Below are 19,312 nucleotides of genomic sequence, written 5' to 3'. Positions count from 1 at the left end.
TCGGGGCCCCCGGGACGGCGCAGGTGGGTAGCGCGCGAGAGTAGCTGCTCCGCCCTCGCCAAAACGCCTCTGCCCGTGCCAAATGGCTGGTGATGCTGACCGGTTCCTATCGCAAGCGGCTTGACGCCGATCTGATCCGCTGGGTGGGCGAAGGCCTGGTCAGCGCCGAGAGCGCAACTGCAATCCGCCGTTCGCTGGGGCAGGAGGGCGGTTTCCGGCTGCCGGCGCTGCTCGGCCTGTTCGGCGGGCTCCTGATCGCCTCCAGCGTTTCCGCCTTCGTCGCGGCGAACTGGGAGGAGATGCCGCGGCTGGTCAAGCTCGGCCTCATCCTCGTCGCCCTCGCAATCTCGCTCGGCGTCGCCGCCAGGCTGGAGAGCCGCGGCTCCACCGGCGGGGCGGATGCCGCCGCGACCTGCGGCGTGCTGATCTTCGCCGCCGGCGTCGCCCTCGTCGGGCAGATGTACCATCTGCCGACCGACTGGCCGGGTGGCGCCCTGCTGATCGCCGTCGGGGCGCTGATCGCCGCCTTCCTGCTACGCTCGAACGGGGCTCTGGTCATCGCGATCGTCGCGATCTGCGCCTGGACCGGCGGCCGCTGGGACGAGAGCGACGGCGAGGTCCATCTCGGCTTCTGGCTCGCCTTCCTGCCGGCGCTGTGGCTCGCCGCGACACGGCAGAACCGCCTCGTCCACCATGTCGCCGTGCTCGCCGCCCTGCTCTGGTTCGCTTCGCTCCCCGGCAATGCCAGCTTCATGCGCTTCGATTACGGCCTGCTCGCCTACGGGCTGGCGCTCTCCGTGCTGTTCGTCACGCTCGGGGCCTGGGCGCTCGACCGGGGTGGGCCGGGCCTGCTGACCGCCTGCCTGCCCTGGGGGCTGATCGGGCTGATCCTTTCGCTCAATGTCGAGCTGATCCGCATCCTCGATGCCCATCAGGCGCGGCCCGGCACCGCGATCTGGCTCAATTATTTCGCCTATGCGCTGGCGATACCGGCACTGACCGGCCTCGGACTGCTCGGCCGCGAGCGGCACTTCGTCTGGCCGCTTTCGCTGGCGCTGCTGCTTTCCCTGCTGGTTCCGGTGTTTTTCTGGAGCGGCGGCGCGGTTTCGCTGCCGGGCAAGGTCGCGGTCGCGACGCTGATCCTGGCGATCGCGATCGGCCTCGTCGTCGCCGGGGCTGGCGGCGGCGTGCGCCGGCTGACGATCGCCGGTTCGGCCCTGTTCGCCGTCGCCGTCCTGATCCTGCTCTGGCAGACGATCGGCACGCTGCTCGACCAGTCGCTGTTCTTCCTCGCCGCCGGCGCGATCCTGATCGGGCTCGCCAGCGGCGCGAGGCGGCTGCTGGCGAAGTTCGCCCGGCCGACGGAGGTTGCGTCGTGATCCGCCTTCCGTCCGCAGACACCTGGACCCGCCGCGTGCCGGTGCTCTGGCGGGCGCTGGCCGCAATCCTGATCCTCGGCGGGCTGATCCTGATGCTGGTCGAATCGCGCGCCCGCATCCTGCGCGCCGGCGCGGAGGTTCGGCTGGCGACGGCCCCGGTCGATCCGCGCGACCTGTTCCGCGGCGACTATGTCATCCTGGGCTACAAGATCAGCACCCTCGATCCGGCGACCCTCGACGGCGAGAAGGCCCTGCGCCGCAACCAGACGGTCTATGTCCGCCTGGCGCCGGGGGCCGACGGCTTTGCCGAGGCGAAGGGCATCTATCTCGCCAGGCCGGCTGTCGGCGCGGGCGAGAGCGTGATCGAGGGCCGGGTCACCTCGACCGGGAGCTGCCTTGCCGGACCCGACGGCGAGCCCGACTGCGATCTCGGCATGCGCGCGATCCGGGTCGCCTATGGGCTGGAGAGCTATTTCGTGCCGCAAGGCAGCGGCGGCGCCATCGAGCGGACCGAACGCAAGCGGATCGAGATCGTCGCGGCGATCGCTCCTTCCGGGCAGGCCGCGATCAAGCGCCTGCTGATCGACGGCAAACTGGTCCACGCCGAGCCGCCCTACTGACGGCGCGCCGGAACGGACCGGCGGCGCGGATGTCACCTCTGCAAGCACATGGTTGTGATCGAGGCCTGCGGAGCCTTGGCGGTGACATAATGTTAACATGAACGTCAGATGAACAAGTCGCTGGCGACCTCCCGATTCAGCGCCTGACGGAGCAGTGACGAAGTGAGCGGTTTCTGGCGCCTGATGCTGTTCGGCAAGGGACCGCGCGACGCGGCCTCGCCCAGCCGCGACCTGCGCATCGACGTCATCCGTGGCCTCATCCTGCTGATCATTTTCGTCAACCACATGCCGGGCAACATCGTCTCTTCGGCGATGCCGCATAATTTCGGCTTCTCGGATGCGGCCGACATCTTCGTGCTGCTCGCCGGCATCTCGGCGGCCTTCGCCTATGGCCGCCTGATCGACCAGCGCGGCCTGCTGGTCGGCTCGCTCAAGGTCGGCGCCCGGATCTGGACGCTCTACATCGCGCATCTGGCGCTGTTCGTGCTGGTCTGCGGCATCATCGCCACCGCGATCGTGCGCACCCAGAACTCGCTCTACATGGAAGCGATCAACGTCCAGCCCTTCTTCAGCGACACGCCGACCGCCATCGTCAACGCCCTCGGCCTGACCTACCAGCCCTATTATCTCGACATCCTGCCGCTCTATATCGTGCTGCTGGCGCTGTTCCCGCTGATCTATGTCGCCGCCCGCACCAGCCCGCTGCCGACGCTGCTGCTGTCGCTGGTGGTCTGGCAGGGCGCGGCGCATCTCGGGCTGAACCTGCCCAACCATCCGGGCGAGGCGGGCTGGTTCTTCAACCCCTTCGCCTGGCAGGTGATCTTCGTCCTCGGTGTCGTCCTCGGCCGCCTGGCGCTGGTCGGCGCCCGGTTGCCGAAGCTGCCGGCGCTCGACCTGCTGGCGATCGCCGTGGTGGTCTTCGCCGCCGCCGTGAAGCTCTCCTCCAGCAATCTCCTCGCCGGCGTGCCGCTGCTGGGGGAATGGATCGACGGGCTGCAGATCGGCATCGACAAGACCAATCTCGCCGCGGCGCGGGTGATGCACCTGCTGGCGCTGGTCTGGCTGGTGCTGCGCTATCTCAGCCCGGAGGCGGCGCTGCTGCGGAGCCGGATCGGCCGCGGGCTGGCGGTGATCGGGCGCCATTCCCTCGAAGTCTTCTGCGCCGGCATCGTGCTCGCCATCGCCGGGCAGATCATCCTGGCCGAGACCTCCTTCGTCCTGTGGGTACAATTGCTTGTAAACCTGACAGGGATTACGATCCTCGCCGGGCTAGGAATGTTTCTGTCGTGGTACAAGACGCTTACGGCACGCGCCGCCGGCGCCACTCGCGAGCAGCCTGCCGCGGCCTGATCGCCGCCGCCCTGGCTTGCGCGCTGTCGCCGGCGCTCGCGGCGCCGAAGCCGCTCCCCCCCGCCAATGACGCCCGCTGCCGGGCCGGGGCCAGCCAGCACCCGTTCATGCCGCTGCTGCCGGCCTCGAAGCGGGCGCTGACCGAGACCAACCGCCTCACCATCGTCGCGCTCGGCTCGTCGACCACCGCCGGTTCGGGCGCGAGCGAGGCCAACAGCAGCTATCCGGCCGTGCTGGAGACCGAACTGCGCCGGCGCCTGCCGGGCCGCGAGGTCACGGTGATCAACAAGGGCGTCGGCGGGCAGACCGCCTATGAGATGCTGCTGCGCATCGAGAGCGACGTCATCGCCGAGAAGCCTTCCCTGGTGATCTGGCAGACGGCGGCGAACGACGCCATCCGCGACATCGGCGAGGAGAAGCTGGCGAAGATCCTGAAGAAGGGCATCCGCCAGCTGCGGGGCGCCGGGATCGACCCGGTGCTGATGGACCTGCAATGGCTGCCGCGCGAGGGGCGCTATCCGAAATACGACGACTACCGCGCCGTGCTGGCGAGGACGGCGGCCGAGAACAATGTCTCGGTGTTCCCGCGTTACGGCATGATGCGGACCTGGTCGCGCACCAGGCAGTTCACGCCGGAGGAACTTGTCGGCATGGACGGCGACCTGCATGTCGTCGATGCCGGCTATCGCTGCCTCGCCGTGCGCCTCGCCGACGGGATCGCCGCGGCGCTGACAGGGACACGCCAGGACGGCGTCGCCGCCAAGCCGGGCAACTGAAAGCTCCGGCGAACCGGGATCAGCGCGCGATCACCTCGATGTCGCGGTCGCGCCCGGCCTCGACCTTGAAGTCGCGCGAGAAGACCTGCCCCTCCTGCCGGGCGATCAGCACATAGTCGCCCTCTGCCAGGATGACCTGCGGAAAGGCGCCGATCGCCTCGCGAATGACGTCGCCGCCGGGGGTGAGGACGCTGAAGGCGGTGCCGGCAAAAGCCTCGCCGCCGGGGCCGGCGACCAGCTTCAGCGTCACCAGCGCAGCGCGGTGATGCAGCGTCGCCTGTGTCACCTGGCCGGATTCGACCCGGACATCGGCGCGCTGGATGGCGTTGGAATCACCATAGGTCGAGACGATGTGATAGGTGCCTTCCGGCAGCCGGATCAGGTCTCCGGCCTTGGCGTTGGCGACGACGAGCCGGCCTTCCGAATTGCCCTGGAGCGGCACGAACACCGAGAAGGTGAGCTGCGCCGCCGGAATCGGCGTCTCGCCGATCGAGCCTGCCAGCGACAGTCCGCCGGCGCTGATGCTGATCTTGTCGCTCAGCCCCTGCGGGCCGAGCGCGACGCGCTTGGTGCCGCTGGCGAAGCCATAGGCGGCGTGGAGAAGATAGACGCCGGGCTCGAGCGCGAAGACCGGCTCGGCATCGCTCGAGCGCGCGACGATGCGCGGCGGCGAGCCGTCGGCGGTCTCGATCAGGACGCGCCAGACCAGGCCGGAGCGGATCGGCTTGCGGTCGGAGGAGAACTGCGCGCCCAGGGTCAGCATCGCCTGGCCGGCCCGCGAGCCGATGGCGCTGCTGGCGGCAGGCGCCGGCGTGGTGACCGAACTCGGCTTGGCGGGCGAAGGGGCGGCGTCCGGCACCTGGGCGAGGGCGGGGAGGGCGAACACGGGCAAGGCAAGGAGGGCGGCCAGAAGGGCGGCCACGCAACGGCGCCCGGCCAGCCTGCTGCCTGCCTGTAATTCTTCGATTTGAAACATGCGCTGCGCCGTCATTGTCCTTGCGCCGGAGAAGGAGCAGGCTCGCTTGTCCTCATCATGGCAAAACCTTAACTCAGGGGCGGCCGCCAGCGGCGCTCGCCCTGCCTTCGTCTCCTGACTGGATCGTTCATGACCGACACGCTCGCCCTGCTCAAGCTCCGCCGCTCGGTTCCACCGCAATTTCTGGCCGAGCCCGGCCCGGACGAGCGCCAGCTTTCCGAGCTCCTGACCATTGCGGCGCGCGTGCCCGACCATGGCAAGCTCGTGCCCTGGCGCTTCATCGTCTTCTCGGGGCAGGCCAAAGCGCGGGCCGCCGCGCTGGTCGGCGAGGTCTTCCGCAAGCGCAACCCGCAGGCGCCCGAAGACAAGGTCGCGTTCGAGAGCAAGCGCCTCGCCCATGCGCCGCTCGTCGTCGCGGTTGTGTCGCGCGCCCGCCAGCACGAGAAGATCCCGCAATGGGAGCAGGAGCTCTCGGCCGGCGCGGTCTGCTTCAACCTGCTGATCGCCGCCGAGGCGATGGGCTTTTCCGGCTCCTGGCTGACGAACTGGTTCGCCTTCGACAGCGACATCCTGGCGGCCTTCGGCATCGAGGAAGGCGAGCGCATCGCCGGCTTCGTCCATCTCGGCACTGCCGATGGCAGGCCGGCCGACCGCGAGCGGCCGGACCTTGCGACCATCGTCAGCCATTACGGGAAGTGAAGCGGCCATGATCTATTCGAGCACCGGCCAGCCTCACGAGCTGAAGCACGACCCGTTCAAGGCGATCGTCGCGCCCCGGCCGATCGGCTGGATCACCGCGCTCAACGCCAAGGGCGAGGTCAATCTCTCGCCCTACAGCTTCTTCAACGCCGTCTCGTCGCGCCCCAACATCGTGATGTTCTCCTCGGAGAACCGCAAGGACGCGGTCGCCTTCATCGAGGAGACGGGCGAGTTCACCTGCAGCCTGGTCACCCGGGCGCTCGACCAGCAGATGAACCAGACCTCGGCGCCGCTACCGCGCGGCGAGAGTGAGTATGCCCATGCCGGGCTGGCGATGGCGCCCTCGCGCTTCGTCAAGCCGCCGCGGGTCGCAGCCAGCCCGGCGGCGCTCGAATGCAAGCTGCTCTCGGTGCAGCAGCTCAGCGATCTCGAGGGCCAGCCGGTGCCACGCTGGATGGTGCTCGGGCAGGTCGTCGGCGTCTTCATCGACGAGGCCTATATCCGCGACGGCCGCTTCGACACCGCCGCCGCCAACCCGATCGCGCGCTGCGGCTACAGCGACTATGCCGAGGTCGCCGAGCTGTTCTCGATCACGCGCCCGCCCGGGGGCTAGAGTCGGCTACTTTTACTCGGAACCACCGCCGTCATCCGGGGCGAGCGAAGCTCGGCCCGGGATCTATCGTAAGGCTCCGGAGCTCTAAAATGGATCCCGGAGCTGCGCCGCTTCGCGGCTTGTCCAGGATGACGGCGGTGGTTCCGAGTGAAAAAAACAGACTCCAGCAGATGCAGTCGGCTCTGCCGCGGATCAGCGTGCCGTGACGGCTTTCCCGGCGCAGCCTCGGCAACACAGTGCCGTGATCTCGAAAACCTGAATCATCCGAATCGGCTCCGGCAATCCGTTAAACCGGCTTGTCGGCCCGTGCTTTTGGCCGCGGCGCCCGGGTCGGATGCCGTATCTCGCCGTCGGGGTTTCTCGCGGTGTCGGTGATCAGCCGCCCAAGCTCGCGCGCACAGGGCGTCTTGCCGCCAGGAGACCAGATCAGCGCGAACTCCAGCTCAGGCAGTGGCGGCAGGCCATAGCCGGGCTCGAGCACCTTCATTCCCGGCTCGATCTCGTCATGGGCGATGATCGAGGCGCCGAGCCCCGCCAGCATGGCCGCCCGCAGCCCGTGCAGATTGGCGGAGGTGAAACCGGTGTGCCATTCGACGCCCGAGTCAGCCAAGGCCTCGACCGCGACCGTACGGCACAGGCAGGGCGGGTGCGACAGTGCGAGCGGCAGCGACGAGCCCGGCGGGAAGGCGAAATCCTCGGCTGCGGCCCAGACGAACCGTGATCGCCGCAGCACCGTTCCCCCGGTTTCGCCAGCCCGGCGCATCGCCACCGCGAGATCGAGTTCGCCGCTCTCGATCCTGGCGCTGAAATCCTGGCAAACACTGACCGATGCTTCCAGACGCACGGCGGGGAAGGCGCGGGCGAAGCGGCTGAGCAGCTGCGGCAGCTGGTCGCCCAGGAAGTTTTCCGGCACCCCGAAGCGGATCGAGCCCGCGAGGGACGACGACTGAAAGCGCCGGCTCAAAGCCGCATGGGCCTGCAAGATCTGCTTCGCGTGGCGAAGAAAGTCTTCGCCATCCGTGGTCAGCGCCAGTTTGCGCGTGGTCCGGACGAGGAGAGGACTGCCGACCTGCTCCTCCAGCCGCCGGATCTGGTGGCTGACCGCCGATTGCGTCAGGTGCAGCCGTTCCGCCGCACGGGTGAACCCGCCGGCCTCCTTGACCGCAACGAGGGCGCGCAACAGTTCCGGGGCAAAATCCATGATGCCGATATATTATCACCAGAACTGAAAATCAGGAAATTAAATCATTTACGTCATGCAAGAGCAGCCCCTAGACGGGTGCCTCCATCGATCCCGGCCGATGCGGGTCGATCTCGAAAGGCGCTTGTCATGACCATCTCTTCTTCCGCGCGCAATACGGCGGCGTTGGCGGGCGTCTGTCTGGCGTCCCTCATGTTCGGCCTCGAGATTTCCAGCGTACCGGTCATCCTGCCGACTCTGGAATCGGCGCTGCCGGCCGATTTCAGGGCGCTGCAGTGGATCATGAACGCCTACACCATCGCCTGCACCACGGTGCTGATGGCGACCGGCACGCTCGCCGATCGCTATGGCCGCAAGCGCGTCTTCATCGTGACCACCGCCGCCTTCGGTGCGACGTCGCTGATCTGCGGACTGGCGCAGAGCGCCTCGATCCTGATCGCCGGCCGGTTCCTGCAGGGCATGGCCGGCGGCGCCATGTTCACCTGCGCCGTCGCCATCATCTCGCACCAGTTTCCGGACGGGCGCGAGCGCGGCAGGGCCTTCACCATCTGGGGCGTGGTCAGCGGCATCGGGCTGGGCTTCGGCCCGGTGATCGGCGGCATGATCGCGGCCCTGGCGAGCTGGCAATGGGTCTTTCTGATCCACGCGCCGCTGGCCGTCCTGGCACTCGTGCCGGCCGCGATCGGCATCCGCGAATCGCGCGATCCGCACGCGAAAAAGCTCGACGTGCCCGGCATCGTCACGTTGACCCTGGCGGTCTTCGGCTTTGCCTATGTCATCACGCAGGCTGCCGAGCTCGGCGCTGCGGCGACGATCGGCCTTGCCGGCCTGGCATTCGCCAGCTTCCTCGCCTTCCTGATGGTGGAGAAGCGCGCGCCGCAGCCGATGTTCGATTTCTCGGTGTTCCGGATTCGCCGGTTCAGCGGCGCGATCATCGGCTGCATCGGCATGAATTTCAGCTACTGGCCGTTCATCATCTACCTGCCGATCTATTTCCAGAGCGGACTTGGTCTCGGCAGCGAGGCCGCCGGGCTCCTGCTTCTGGCCTACACGATCCCTTTCATGGTGATGCCGCCTGTCGCCGACCACTTGCTGCGGCGCTACGGCCCGCAAGCCGTCATTCCCCTGGGAATGGCCGTGATGGGCGCCGGCTTCATCGCGATGTGGCTCGGCAGCGGCCTTGCTCAGGCGAGCTGGGTGACCCTGCTGCCCGGCGTGCTGCTGGCCGGGGTCGGACTGGGCCTGACCAGCACTGCGGTGACCAATACGACGACCGGGGCGGTCCCGAGCAATCGCGCCGGCATGGCGTCCGGCATCGACATCAGCGCCCGCCTGATCGCGCTCGCGATCAACATTGCGGCGATGGGGCTGATCCTGGTGGAGGGCATCCGACGCTCGCTGCCGGATGCCCTTTCGGTCGTCCTCGACCGGTCGCAATTGCAGGCGCTGGCCTCCTCGATCGCCGCCGGCAATCTCGGCTCGCTGCGCGAGGCCTATCCGGCCCTGGCGCTGCACGATCCGTCCGGCGCCGGGGTGCATATGGCGCTGGTGCATGGTTTCGGCTGGGTGATGCTGTATGGCGGCATCAGCGCCGGGGTTCTGGCCGCGATCAGCTTCCTGATCTTCGGCGGTGCCACGCTGCGGGCGGAGTCCGGCACGGTTGCAGCCTGCGCCGGCTCCGCGAAACCGGACGCCTGAGACCGCCTGCGTCAGGCCAGCTTGTCGGCGCGCGCCTTGAGCCGACGCGCCCGCATCAGATGGGGGCGATCGAGCATTTCGCCATCGAGGCCGATGACGCCGAGGCCCGGATTGGCGTCGAACAGCGCGATGATTGCCTCGGCCCGGGCCAGCGCCTCGGGCGAGGGCGAGAAGACCTCGTTGATGATCGCGACCTGGGCCGGGTGGATCGCCATCTTGCCGGTGAAGCCGTCGCGCCGCCCGGCCAGGCATTCGGCGCGCAGGCCGGCATCGTCGCGGAAGGCGGTGAAGACGGTGTCGACCGCGTCGACCTGGGCGGAGGCGGCGGCGAAGAGGACAAGGGCGCGCGCCATCCGGTAGGGGTCGGCATAGCTGCCGTCCTCGAGCCGGTTGGTCTCGGCGCCGAGATCGGCGGAAAGGTCCTCGGCGCCCCAGGTCAGGGCTTCGAGCCGGTGGCTGGCGCCGGCATAGCTGCCGAGGGCGAAGATGCCCTTGCCGGTCTCCGTGGCGATGGCGATGATCCGGGTCGCGCCGTCGGCGAGGTCGCCTTCGGCCTCGCGCACCGCGATCTGGGCGGCGAGATGGGTCAGATCGGGGCCGCCCTCGGCCTTGGGCAGCATGATCGCATCGGGCGCGCCGGGGATGACCGCGTCGAGATCGGCCTCGGTCAGCCCGGTCGAGAGCGCGTTGACGCGCACGATCAGGCGCGGACGGCGCTGCCGCGCGCCGATCTCCTTCAGGAAATCGCGGGCGAGTTCGCGCGCCTGCGGCTTGGCATCGAGCGCGACCGAATCCTCGAGGTCGAGGATCAGGGCGTCGGCCCCGCTCTCGAGCCCCTTCTGCAGCTTCTTCTGGCTGTCGCCCGGCAGGAACAGGAGGGAACGCATCAGGCTTGCCCCGCTTCGAGAGGGCGCTTCTTCATGAAGGCCTGGCGGCGGCACTGGGCCACCAGCGTGCCGTCCTGCTTGTAGGCGCGGTGGTGGAAGTCGACGATGCCGGCGTCGGGGCGCGATTTCGACTCGCGCTTGGCGACGATCTCGGTGGTGCAGTTGATGGTGTCGCCCTCGAAGAGCGGGGCGGGGAAGGCGACGTCGGTCATGCCGAGATTGCCGATCGTGGTGCCGACGGTGGTGTCGTTGACCGAGATGCCGATCATCAGGCCGAGCGTGAACAGCGAGTTCATCAGCGGCTTGCCCCATTCGGTCTCGGTCGCGCAGAAATGCGCATCGATATGAAGCGGTTGCGGGTTCAAGGTCATGTTGGAGAACAGCATGTTGTCCATCTGCGTGACCGTCCGGGTCAGGCCATGCTCGATCGAGGCGCCGACCGTGAAGTCCTCGAAATAGAGGCCGCCGCGCCGGTGTCGTTTCGGTTCCGTCATCATCCTGCTCCCACGGCGTTTTCTGCGTATCCGAGCCGGCTCATGGCAGGCGCCTTAACGGTTCGCTTACCATAACCGGTCCAGTCTCCACAGGTGCTTCCGTCCGACCGGAACGGCAGCAGCCCGAGTGACTTTCCATGTTCCTTTTCAGCACGCCGAGCGCCCGCGAGACAACGCCCGCCAATCCGGTCGTCAGCGCCATCAAGGAGGGCGCCGACCGGACCGGCGTCGGCTTCGATTATCTGCTGAAGACGGCGCAGCGCGAATCCTCGCTCGAACCCGATGCCAAGGCGCGGACCTCGAGCGCGACCGGGCTGTTCCAGTTCATCGAGCAGACCTGGCTCTCGATCATGCGTCAGGAAGGCCCGAAGCAGGGCATGGCCAGTTATGCCGGCGCGATCAGCGAAGGCGAGAATGGCCGCCTGACCGTCGCCGATCCGGCCATGCGCGAAAAGATCCTGCAGCTGCGCAACGATCCGCAGGTCGCCGCCGTGATGGCCGGAGCCCTGACCCAGAAGAACGGCGAGCAGCTCGGCGCGGCGCTCGGCCGCCAGCCGCATGCCGGCGAGCTCTACATCGCCCATGTGCTCGGCGCGCGCGGCGCCAGCGACCTGATCCGCACCGCCGGCAGCGACCCCGGCCGCGCCGCCGCCCGCGATTTTCCGGAAGCGGCTGCGGCCAACAAGGCGATCTTCTTCGACAAGAGCGGCCGGGCGCGCAGCGTCCAGGAGGTCTACGGCCTGCTCGCCGCGAGCCATGCCAACACCCAGGTCGCGGCCTCGACCGGGGCGATGCTGGCGCAGGCCCGCCCCAACGCTACGACCGCAACGGCCTATGCGGCCGAGCCGGCGGTAGTGCCGATCGCCGCGGCGCTCGCACCAGGACGCGCCAAGGGGCTGATCGGGTTGTTCTCGACCGAAGGTCCGCGCACCCCGGTCTCGAAGGCGGTGGCCAATCTCTGGACGACGCCGCGCAGCGGCGGCGCCACGCGCGCGGCCGATGCCGACCCCGCCACCCGCTATTTTCCGCGCCGGGGCGCCGCGGCGGAGGGCGAGAGCGCCTCCAAGCCGGCCGCCGGCAGCGAAGCCCAGGCCGCTGCTCCGGCGCCGGTCGCGATGCGCGCGCCATTGCCGCCCGTGCGGCCACGCGAGCTTGCGGCCGAAAGCCAGCAGGAGGTCGCGGCCGCTGCGGGCAAGGCCGTGCGCTCCTCGCAGCGCCGCGGCCCGCTCGATCTGAGCGCCTTCATGACGCATGGCAGGCGCGGATGATCGTACGCCGCTTCCTGCTCTGGGCCCGCACTGCCCCGGCCGAGGCGCGCGCCGCCGGCGCTGCGGCGCTGGCCGGCGCCTATCTGCGCTCGGAGATGTCGCCGGAGGATCGGCGCGAGGCCGAGACGGCGCTGATCTTTCTGGTCGACGATCCTTCGCCGCTGGTGCGGCGGGCGCTTGCCGAAGAGTTCGCCGGGGCGAGCGGAGCGCCGCGCACCCTGGTGCTCGGGCTGATCGCCGAGCCGAGCGATGCCGCGGCCCTGCTGCTGGCGCAGTCGCCGGTGCTCGGCGAGGCCGATCTGGTCGATGCGGCGGCGATCGGCGACGGCCTCGCGCAGCGGGCGATCGCGCAGCGGCCGCATCTGCCGGCGAGCGTTGCGGCGGCCCTGGCCGAGGTCGGCGTCGAGGAGGCGCTGCTCGCGCTGCTCGGCAACCCGACGGCGGATATTCCGGAGTTCTCGCTGGCGCGCATCTTCGAGCGCGAAGGCGAATCGGGCGCCGTCCGCGAGGCGCTGCTGGCGCGCCTCGACCTCCCGGCCGGGTTGCGGCAGTCGATCGCCGGCAAGGTCTCGGATGCGCTTGCCGCCTTCGTCACCGGCTGCGGCTGGCTCACCGAGGAGCGCAGCGCCAGGCTGGCCCGCGAATCGACCGAGCGCGTCGCCGTGGCGCTCGCCGCCGGCGGCGACGACAGCGACGCGCCGGCGATCGTCGAGTGCCTGCGCGAGAACGGGCGGCTGACGCCCGGCGTGATCCTGCGCTCGCTGCTCAGCGGCGAGCCGGCTTTGGCGGAGGCCGCCTTCGCCACCCTTTCCGAGCTGCCATCGAGGCGGGTGCGGGCGCTGCTCTGGGACCGTGGCGGCTCGGGGCTGAAGGCGCTCTACCGCAAGGCGGCGATGCCGGGCGCGCTGCTGCCGGCCTTTGCCGCGGCCGTGGCGGCGCTGAAGCGCGGCGGCTACAGGGCCGGAGCGGGCGCGAGCGGCATCGACCGGGCGCTGCTCTCCGAGGTGCTGATCGCCTGCGATGGCCTGGAGGGCGCCGAGTCGCATGCCCTGATGGCCCTGCTGCGCCGGCTCGATGCCGAAGCTGCCCGCGAGGAGGCGAGGGGGCTCGCCGATTCGCTCGCCGACGATGCGGCGCTGGCGCTGCTGGTCGAGGCCGACCCGCAATTCCTGATCGAGCTGGAACTCGGCGAACTGCGCGACGCGGCCTAGTTGCTTCTCCGCGTCATGCTCGGGCCTGACCCGAGCATCTCTCTCCGGAGATTCCCGGGTCTGCGCTTCGCTCCGCCCGAGAATGACGTTCTCCGCCTCTCAATACCCGAACTGTTCCCTCAGGATGCGCTCGTCCAGGCTGTGGCCGGGGTCGTGCAGCATGACGAGGTCGCGCGAGCGGTCGATCGCGATCGCCACCGAGACGACGTTCTCGATCTGGATATGATCGGCGACGGCGCTGACCGGGCGCTTCTCCGCCTCCAGCACCTCGATCGTCACCTGCGCATGGTCGGGCAGCAGCGCGCCGCGCCAGCGCCGCGGCCGGAAGGGCGAGAGCGGTGTCAGCGCCAGCAGCGGCGCGTCGAGCGGCAGGATCGGGCCATTGGCGGAGAGATTGTAGGCGGTCGAGCCGGCTGGCGTCGCCAGCAGCACGCCGTCGGCGACGAGCTCCTCGAGTCGCACCTGGCCGTCGACCGAGAGGCGCAGCTTCGCCGCCTGGTAGGAGCGGCGCAGCAGCGAGACCTCGTTGATGGCGCGTGCCTCGACCTTGTGGCCGTCGCGGTCGAGCGCGGTCATGGCGAGCGGGTGCACGACGCTGCGCTGCGCCGCTTCGAGCCGCTTGCGCAGGCCGCGCTCGCGGAATTCGTTCATCAGGAAGCCGACCGAGCCGCGATTCATGCCGTAGATCGGCTTGGCCGTGCCCATGAAGCGGTGCAGCGTCTGCAGCATCAGCCCGTCGCCGCCGAGGGCGACGATGATCCCGGCCTCTGCCGGATCGGTGTCGCCATAGCGTTCGACCAGCCGCTCCCGGGCGGCCTGTGCCTCGGGCGTCTCGCTGGCGACGAAGGAGATGGCCTCGAAGCGCTCGGTCATCGCAGGGGGTCCGTGGGGCAGGCAGTCAGGCAAACAGGCAGTCACCCCGGCTTAGCACGGGCGCGAGCCGGATCGCGAGCCGGCGCGGCGCCAAAAAGAAAGGCCGGGGTGAAACCCCGGCCTCGCCTGCCACGCCGGGGCGCGTGATTCAGATGGCGCTGCTCCACTGCAGCGGCACCAGCTCGAAGCCGTTGCCGTCCTTGGCGATATGGCCGGTGGCGGGGAAGGGGGCGTGGTAGAAGGCGACCTGCATCCTGTCGGCCGAGGCCATGTCGAGCAGCTTGCGGCGGGTGGCGGCCGCCTGCGGCCCGTCCATGTCGAACACGGCCGACCAGTCGGGATTGCGGACGAACAGGGCCGGGTGGTTGGTGGTGTCGGACATGATCATCAGCTTGCCGGCGCCGGAGGTGACGGCGAAGACGGTGTGGCCGGGCGTATGGCCGGGCGCGGCGACCGCGGTGATGCCCGGCAGCACCTCCTTGCCGGCCTCGAACTGCTTCACCTCCTTGGCGACGGGGCCGAAGACGCGGCGCACGCCGGCGAAGGCGCCCTTCATCGCGTCCGGCGCCGCGCTCATCCTGGCGTCGTCCATCCAGAAGGCCCATTCGGCCGCCGGGACCATGACCTCGGCATTGGGGAACACGGCCGTGCCGTCCTTGAGCCGGAAGCCGTTGATGTGGTCGCCGTGGAAATGGCTGAAGACGACCGACGACACGTCCTTGGGGTCGAGGCCGGCGGCGCGGAAGTTCCTCATCCAGGCGCCGGAAGTCGGGGCGCCGGAATCGCCATTGCCGGTGTCGATCAGCGCGAGCTTGCCGCCGGACTGGATGGCGAGCGTGGTGAAGCTGATCGAGAGCGCGTCGGAGGGCAGATAGGCCTGCTCCATCGCCTTCTTGACGTCGGTGAGCTCGGCATTGCGGACGAAGCCGTCGAGCGGGCGCCGGGCGAAGCCGTCATTGATGGCGGTGACGGTGATGTCGCCGACCTTGTAGCGGTAGAAGCCGGGATTCTGGTTCACGGGAGCTCCTTGCGCCCGGGCCGGCGCGATGCCGGCGGGCAGGTCGAGGGTGGCTGCGACTGCGAGCGCGCCGGCACCCGCCATCAGGGTGCGGCGCGAAGGGTCCAAACGGGTCATGATCGGGCTCCACCCGGTGAGTGAGGGCACGACCTCCCCCGGTGGCGCTGCCCGCCAGCCGGCATCGTGTCCTGGGCTGGGCTCAGCCTGACCAGCAAACTAGCGGGCAAGGCGACGGCTTCAACTGCCGCCAGCTTGCGTAAGGTCAACTTTCCGTGATTTTGCCGGCCTGGCCGCGGGCGGCGAAGGCCTTGAGCAGGGCGGCGCAGAGGGCGAGCGAGGCGAGCGCGCCCTGGCCGCTGCAGCCGGCCACCAGCGCTTCGAAGGTCTGCTCCTCGGCCACGACGGATTGCAGGCTCCAGTTCCAGTCGGGAGCCTTCTGCCGCAGCACGTTGACGGCGACGTCGATCTCGGCGCTGATCTTGCCGATCGCCTTCCACAGCGCGCCCTGCTGGTAGATGCCGCCGGGCGGCGTGCGCGGCCCCTTCAGATAAACCGGCTTGCGGCGCACCGTGTAACCCAGCGCCTCGTAGATCTCGGCGTCGAGGTTGCGGTCGGGGCGACCGGTGGTCTCGCATTGCTCGGCGAGAGCCAGAAGCTTCGCGCGCTGCTCGGCAGAGGTCATTGCTTCGGTTCGCTCCGTTCTTCCCGCGCCGCAAGGTCCGGGCCGATTCTGCTGGAACCTATGGCCGTCGGGACGGCGCGCCAAGCCGGAGCTTCGTCCACCGGTCGTTTGCGTGATCCGGCGGCGGCCGCGAGGCGGGCCGGAGCGCCATCTCAAAGTGAGAGACGGATTCACCGATCAGGTTGGTTCAACCTGATCGGATCCGGCTCTAATGGCCCGGGGCCTCGCTGCCCATCGCCCTGTCGAGCATGGCAACGGTTTCCTCAAGGCCCTCCTTCACGCCGAGCATGAAGTCCTTGCGGAAGCCGATGATCGTGTCGGGCGGCTCGCCCTTGTGGGTATAGACGACGCTGACCTGGGCAGGATTGACGTAGACGGGCTTGCCGTCCGTGGGCGAGGTGAACTTGCAAAGCTTCGGCATGGACCGGTCTCCGGCGCGATTCGACCGGAGGAGCTATACGACAGAGCGCCTGGCCGGCGCATGTTCCCCGTCACGTCCGGCAACGCAGCCAGGCGGTCCCTATCGGCTGCGGCGGGGCGCGTAGGCGACCTGGCGGCTCCGGCGCTTGTGGCCGAACCAGGCAAATTCGCGTTCGCCGACATCGGCGTGGACGATCCCGTTCGGATAGGAGCCGATGCCGCCCGTGCTCTCCAGTGCCTTGGCCGCGGCAACGGCGGCGCGGGTGGAGGTTGCCAGCGGGCGGAAGTCGATCGCCTTGCCGCGATAATGCTGGGAGCGCCGGGCGTGACGGCCACCGCAGGTCGAGGTGATCTGGATCGGGCCGATCTTGGCGACCAGGTCCCTGATCATCGCCAGAGCTTCGGGCCTGAGGCAGGCTAATCCTTTGACCTGCGGCTGGAAGGAGAGCTTTTCGATGGAGGTCTCGGCTCGGGCACAAATGGGGAAGGACACCGCAACCAGTGCAGCCAGAATAACGCGACGCATGAACTACTCGATATGGGGAGAGGAGATTCAGGCCACCAGCATCTGGTCTGGCCGAATCATTTCAGCGGGGCGTCTAAGTTTGGCGTAAGGCGAAAAGATGGCTGCGGGCGAATCCGACATCAGGAGCACCGAGGCTCGATGCTGCAAGCCTTGCGCTTCGGCTGGTCGAGATTGCAGCCGGCATCTTCGTTTTTCCGGCTGCGGCCGGTGGTGGCCGGCGCTCCACCGACCGTCAACGGGAGCCGGCAAAGGCGCGTATGGAACGGCGCGCCATCGCGCTGAGATCATCGGGGTTTCGCGGCCGCCAGCGAGCATGGGCGGGCCAGACTGGTGCCGGCGGAGAGGATCGAACTCCCGACCTTCGGTTTACAAAACCGCTGCACTACCGCTGTGCTACGCCGGCTCCGGGGCTGCGGTACCAGCCCGGCGGGGCGAGGGCAAGCTCGGCTGCGCCGCACGCAAAAAAAGAGCCCCGCCGCGAGGGCGGGGCTCGGCAGCCGGCAAGAGGCCGGCGGATCGGGGGACGATCAGTTGTCGTAGGTGAGGATGTCGCGATCCTTGGTCTCGGGCACGAAGAGCATGCCGATGACGAAGGTCATCATCGCGATCACGATCGGGTACCAGAGGCCGTAATAGATGTCGCCGGTGCCGGCCACCATGGCGAACGAGGTCGCCGGCAGCAGGCCGCCGAACCAGCCATTGCCGATATGGTAGGGCAGCGACATGCCGGTGTAGCGGATGCGGGTCGGGAAGAGCTCGACCAGGGCCGCGGCAATCGGGCCATAGACCATCGTCACATAGATGACGAGGATGGTCAGAATCCCGATGATCGCCAGCGACTGGCCGTTGAACAGCGCGCCGACGAAGCCGGTCTTGACGATGCGGGCGTCGCCCGCCGCCGGATAGCCGGCCGCGACCGCTTCCCGGGCGAGGTTGGCGGCGAAGCCGGCGTCGATCGCGAGCTCCTTGCCATTGACCGTGACCTTGGCCGGCGTTCCGGCCGGAGCCGCGGCCTGGGTGTAGACGATCGCCTGCTGCGCGAGCGTGCGCCGGGCGATGTCGCAGGGCGCGGTGAAGGTGCGCACGCCGACCGGATCGAAGACCGAGCCGCAGGTGGCGGGGTCGGCGATGACCTGGACCTTGACGTTCTCATGCGCCGCGGCGAGGCCCGGATTGGCCGCCTTGGTCAGGGCTCCGAAGAGCGGGAAATAGGTCAGCGCCGCGATCAGGCAGCCGGCCAGGATGATCGGCTTGCGGCCGACCTTGTCGGAGAGCGCGCCGAAGAGGATGAAGCCGCCGGTGCCGAGGATGAGCGACCAGGCGATCAGCACGTTGGAGGTGTAGAGATCGACCTTGAGGATGCTCTGGATGAAGAACAGGGCGTAGAACTGCCCGGTATACCAGACCACGGCCTGGCCGGCGGTGAGGCCGAACAGGGCAAGCAGCGCGATCTTGGCGTTCTTCCACTGGCCGAAGGCCTCGGAAAGCGGCGCCTTCGAGCCGGTGCCCTCTTCCTTCATCTTCTTGAAGGCCGGCGATTCCTGCATCTGGAGACGAATCCAGACCGAGATGGCGAGCAGGAAGATCGAGGCCAGGAACGGAATGCGCCAGCCCCAGGCGCGGAAGTCCTCCTCGCCCATATTGGTGCGGATGCCGAGGATGACGATCAGCGAAAGCAGCAGGCCGAGCGTCGCCGTGGTCTGGATCCAGGAGGTGTAGAAGCCGCGCCGGCCCGGAGGCGCGTGCTCGGCGACATAGACGGCCGCGCCGCCATATTCGCCGCCCAGCGCCAGGCCCTGCAGCATGCGCAGCGCGATCAGGATCACCGGCGCCGCCCAGCCGATCGAGTTGTAGCCCGGCAGCAGGCCGACCAGGAAGGTCGAGGCGCCCATGATCACGATGGTGACGAGGAAGGTGTATTTGCGGCCGATGAGATCACCCAGCCGGCCGAAGAACAGCGCGCCGAAGGGGCGGACCAGGAAGCCGGCCGCGAAGGCGAGCAGCGCGAAGATGGCGCGCGTGTTGGGATCGAAGGCCGAGAAGAAATGCGCGCCGATCATCACGGCGAGCGAGCCGTAGAGATAGAAGTCGTACCATTCGAAAACCGTGCCCAGGGAGGAGGCGAGGATGACCCGCTTCTCTTCCCTGGTCATCGGGCGCCGCCCGGCGGCCCCGGATGCCTGTGCCATGCTCATGACCCACTCCCTCGTTCGTTCCCCCGGCGCAGCAGACCACCCGCCGCGCCTCAACGCCGCCTTGCAGCGGTCTTTCCGTTGGAGCCGGGCATTGCCGACTCACGAAAGGCCTAGAAAATGACAAGTTTGATGGGAAACGAATGAAGCCAGCGCCCAAAACCTTCAAGCAGGCACTTGGTCTTGCATCAAACGGTGTAAGACTAACGACTCATTAACGGAGCGGGTTGCCTGCGGCGTTACGGCCACCGCGCGATTCGCCTTCCGGGCGCCGGCGGGCTAGCGTGCCCCCAGCGGCATGATTCCCAGCGCAGGAGGGCGCCGACATGGCCCGCGTTCCGGTTTTGCCTCTTTTTTGCCTGTTCGGCGGCCTGTTCGCCCTCGCTCCGGTCGCCCTGGCCAAGTCCGGCGTCGCGGCGCCGGCCGGGC

General features: G+C 68.7%; 19 protein-coding genes, 1 tRNA gene and 1 pseudogene. 9 read left to right on the top strand and 12 right to left on the bottom strand.

Annotated features, from left to right (window positions below):
* The first annotated feature begins 92 nt into the window (after positions 1 to 92).
* The 4 genes from V6M56_RS06710 (at position 93) to V6M56_RS06695 (ending at position 4,125) form a co-directional block, all read left to right on the top strand.
* Positions 93 to 1,379, top strand: coding sequence for a DUF2157 domain-containing protein (locus V6M56_RS06710; RefSeq protein WP_332682308.1), 1,287 nt, complete (start codon positions 93 to 95; stop codon positions 1,377 to 1,379).
* On the top strand, positions 1,376 to 1,999 hold the full coding sequence (locus tag V6M56_RS06705) for a GDYXXLXY domain-containing protein (RefSeq protein WP_332682307.1): 624 nt from the start codon (positions 1,376 to 1,378) through the stop codon (positions 1,997 to 1,999). Before V6M56_RS06710 ends, V6M56_RS06705 begins: the two co-directional genes overlap by 4 nt.
* A gap of 162 nt (positions 2,000 to 2,161) precedes the next feature.
* Positions 2,162 to 3,349: an OpgC family protein gene (locus tag V6M56_RS06700; RefSeq protein WP_332682305.1), complete on the top strand. Its 1,188-nt coding sequence runs from the start codon at positions 2,162 to 2,164 to the stop codon at positions 3,347 to 3,349.
* Entirely contained in the window at positions 3,286 to 4,125 is an 840-nt protein-coding gene (locus V6M56_RS06695; protein ID WP_332682304.1) for an SGNH/GDSL hydrolase family protein, read from the top strand. Before V6M56_RS06700 ends, V6M56_RS06695 begins: the two co-directional genes overlap by 64 nt.
* Before the next feature lie 19 nt (positions 4,126 to 4,144).
* Here V6M56_RS06695 and V6M56_RS06690 read toward each other — a convergent pair whose 3' ends face one another.
* Positions 4,145 to 5,101, bottom strand: coding sequence for a hypothetical protein (locus V6M56_RS06690; RefSeq protein WP_442881096.1), 957 nt, complete (start codon positions 5,099 to 5,101; stop codon positions 4,145 to 4,147).
* Positions 5,102 to 5,230: 129 nt separating this feature from the next.
* Between V6M56_RS06690 and V6M56_RS06685 the strand changes: the two genes are divergently transcribed.
* Together V6M56_RS06685 and V6M56_RS06680 are read left to right on the top strand one after the other, a co-directional pair.
* The gene (locus V6M56_RS06685) at positions 5,231 to 5,800 is read left to right on the top strand and encodes a nitroreductase family protein (protein WP_332682301.1); all 570 of its coding nucleotides are present in this window, start codon (positions 5,231 to 5,233) and stop codon (positions 5,798 to 5,800) included.
* Positions 5,801 to 5,807: 7 nt separating this feature from the next.
* Complete coding sequence (locus tag V6M56_RS06680) at positions 5,808 to 6,413, top strand: flavin reductase family protein (protein ID WP_332682300.1); 606 nt, start codon at positions 5,808 to 5,810, stop codon at positions 6,411 to 6,413.
* A gap of 286 nt (positions 6,414 to 6,699) precedes the next feature.
* Here the strand turns inward: V6M56_RS06680 and V6M56_RS06675 are convergent, their stop codons facing one another.
* Together V6M56_RS06675 and V6M56_RS06670 are read right to left on the bottom strand one after the other, a co-directional pair.
* The gene (locus V6M56_RS06675; protein WP_332682366.1) at positions 6,700 to 7,395 is read right to left on the bottom strand and encodes a LysR substrate-binding domain-containing protein; all 696 of its coding nucleotides are present in this window, start codon (positions 7,393 to 7,395) and stop codon (positions 6,700 to 6,702) included.
* A gap of 87 nt (positions 7,396 to 7,482) precedes the next feature.
* Positions 7,483 to 7,614, bottom strand: a pseudogene (locus V6M56_RS06670) (helix-turn-helix domain-containing protein); the annotation flags it as partial.
* A 129-nt stretch (positions 7,615 to 7,743) separates the two neighbouring features.
* Here V6M56_RS06670 and V6M56_RS06665 point away from each other — a divergent pair.
* A complete protein-coding gene (locus tag V6M56_RS06665; RefSeq protein WP_332682298.1) occupies positions 7,744 to 9,312 on the top strand; it encodes an MFS transporter in 1,569 nt (522 codons plus the stop codon).
* 11 nt (positions 9,313 to 9,323) lie between these two features.
* Here V6M56_RS06665 and V6M56_RS06660 read toward each other — a convergent pair whose 3' ends face one another.
* A complete protein-coding gene (locus V6M56_RS06660) occupies positions 9,324 to 10,199 on the bottom strand; it encodes an HpcH/HpaI aldolase/citrate lyase family protein (protein ID WP_332682297.1) in 876 nt (291 codons plus the stop codon).
* A complete protein-coding gene (locus V6M56_RS06655) occupies positions 10,199 to 10,693 on the bottom strand; it encodes a MaoC family dehydratase (RefSeq protein WP_332682295.1) in 495 nt (164 codons plus the stop codon). The genes V6M56_RS06660 and V6M56_RS06655 overlap by 1 nt, the downstream gene beginning before the upstream one ends.
* A 137-nt stretch (positions 10,694 to 10,830) precedes the next feature.
* On the opposite strand from V6M56_RS06655, the gene V6M56_RS06650 reads away from it, so the two are divergent.
* Together V6M56_RS06650 and V6M56_RS06645 are read left to right on the top strand one after the other, a co-directional pair.
* Positions 10,831 to 11,961 (top strand): transglycosylase SLT domain-containing protein, encoded by a 1,131-nt coding sequence (locus V6M56_RS06650; protein ID WP_332682294.1) that lies wholly within the window; start codon positions 10,831 to 10,833, stop codon positions 11,959 to 11,961.
* Positions 11,958 to 13,172, top strand: a complete 1,215-nt coding sequence (locus V6M56_RS06645) for a DUF2336 domain-containing protein (protein ID WP_332682292.1) — start codon at positions 11,958 to 11,960, stop codon at positions 13,170 to 13,172. The genes V6M56_RS06650 and V6M56_RS06645 overlap by 4 nt, the downstream gene beginning before the upstream one ends.
* A gap of 99 nt (positions 13,173 to 13,271) precedes the next feature.
* Here the strand turns inward: V6M56_RS06645 and V6M56_RS06640 are convergent, their stop codons facing one another.
* The 7 genes from V6M56_RS06640 to V6M56_RS06610 form a co-directional block, all read right to left on the bottom strand.
* Positions 13,272 to 14,045: an NAD kinase gene (locus V6M56_RS06640; RefSeq protein WP_332682290.1), complete on the bottom strand. Its 774-nt coding sequence runs from the start codon at positions 14,043 to 14,045 to the stop codon at positions 13,272 to 13,274.
* A gap of 148 nt (positions 14,046 to 14,193) precedes the next feature.
* Positions 14,194 to 15,180 (bottom strand): MBL fold metallo-hydrolase, encoded by a 987-nt coding sequence (locus tag V6M56_RS06635; RefSeq protein WP_332682288.1) that lies wholly within the window; start codon positions 15,178 to 15,180, stop codon positions 14,194 to 14,196.
* Between the two features lie 145 nt (positions 15,181 to 15,325).
* On the bottom strand, positions 15,326 to 15,829 hold the full coding sequence (locus tag V6M56_RS06630; protein WP_332682287.1) for a hypothetical protein: 504 nt from the start codon (positions 15,827 to 15,829) through the stop codon (positions 15,326 to 15,328).
* A 124-nt stretch (positions 15,830 to 15,953) separates the two neighbouring features.
* Positions 15,954 to 16,166 carry a hypothetical protein gene (locus V6M56_RS06625; RefSeq protein ID WP_332682285.1) on the bottom strand — a complete coding sequence of 71 codons (213 nt, stop codon included), beginning with the start codon at positions 16,164 to 16,166 and terminating at the stop codon, positions 15,954 to 15,956.
* A gap of 99 nt (positions 16,167 to 16,265) precedes the next feature.
* Positions 16,266 to 16,556, bottom strand: coding sequence for a peptidoglycan L,D-endopeptidase MepK (locus V6M56_RS06620; protein WP_332682284.1), 291 nt, complete (start codon positions 16,554 to 16,556; stop codon positions 16,266 to 16,268).
* Positions 16,557 to 17,019: 463 nt separating this feature from the next.
* Positions 17,020 to 17,094: transfer RNA gene (locus V6M56_RS06615), tRNA-Thr, on the bottom strand.
* 124 nt (positions 17,095 to 17,218) lie between these two features.
* Positions 17,219 to 18,886 (bottom strand): MFS transporter, encoded by a 1,668-nt coding sequence (locus tag V6M56_RS06610; protein ID WP_332682283.1) that lies wholly within the window; start codon positions 18,884 to 18,886, stop codon positions 17,219 to 17,221.
* Positions 18,887 to 19,312: the final 426 nt, after the last annotated feature.

This window comes from Allobosea sp., assembly GCF_036675845.1.
Lineage (GTDB): Bacteria > Pseudomonadota > Alphaproteobacteria > Rhizobiales > Beijerinckiaceae > Allobosea.
Note: the sequence above shows the minus strand (reverse complement) of the source record. Positions and strands in the feature narration are given on the sequence as shown.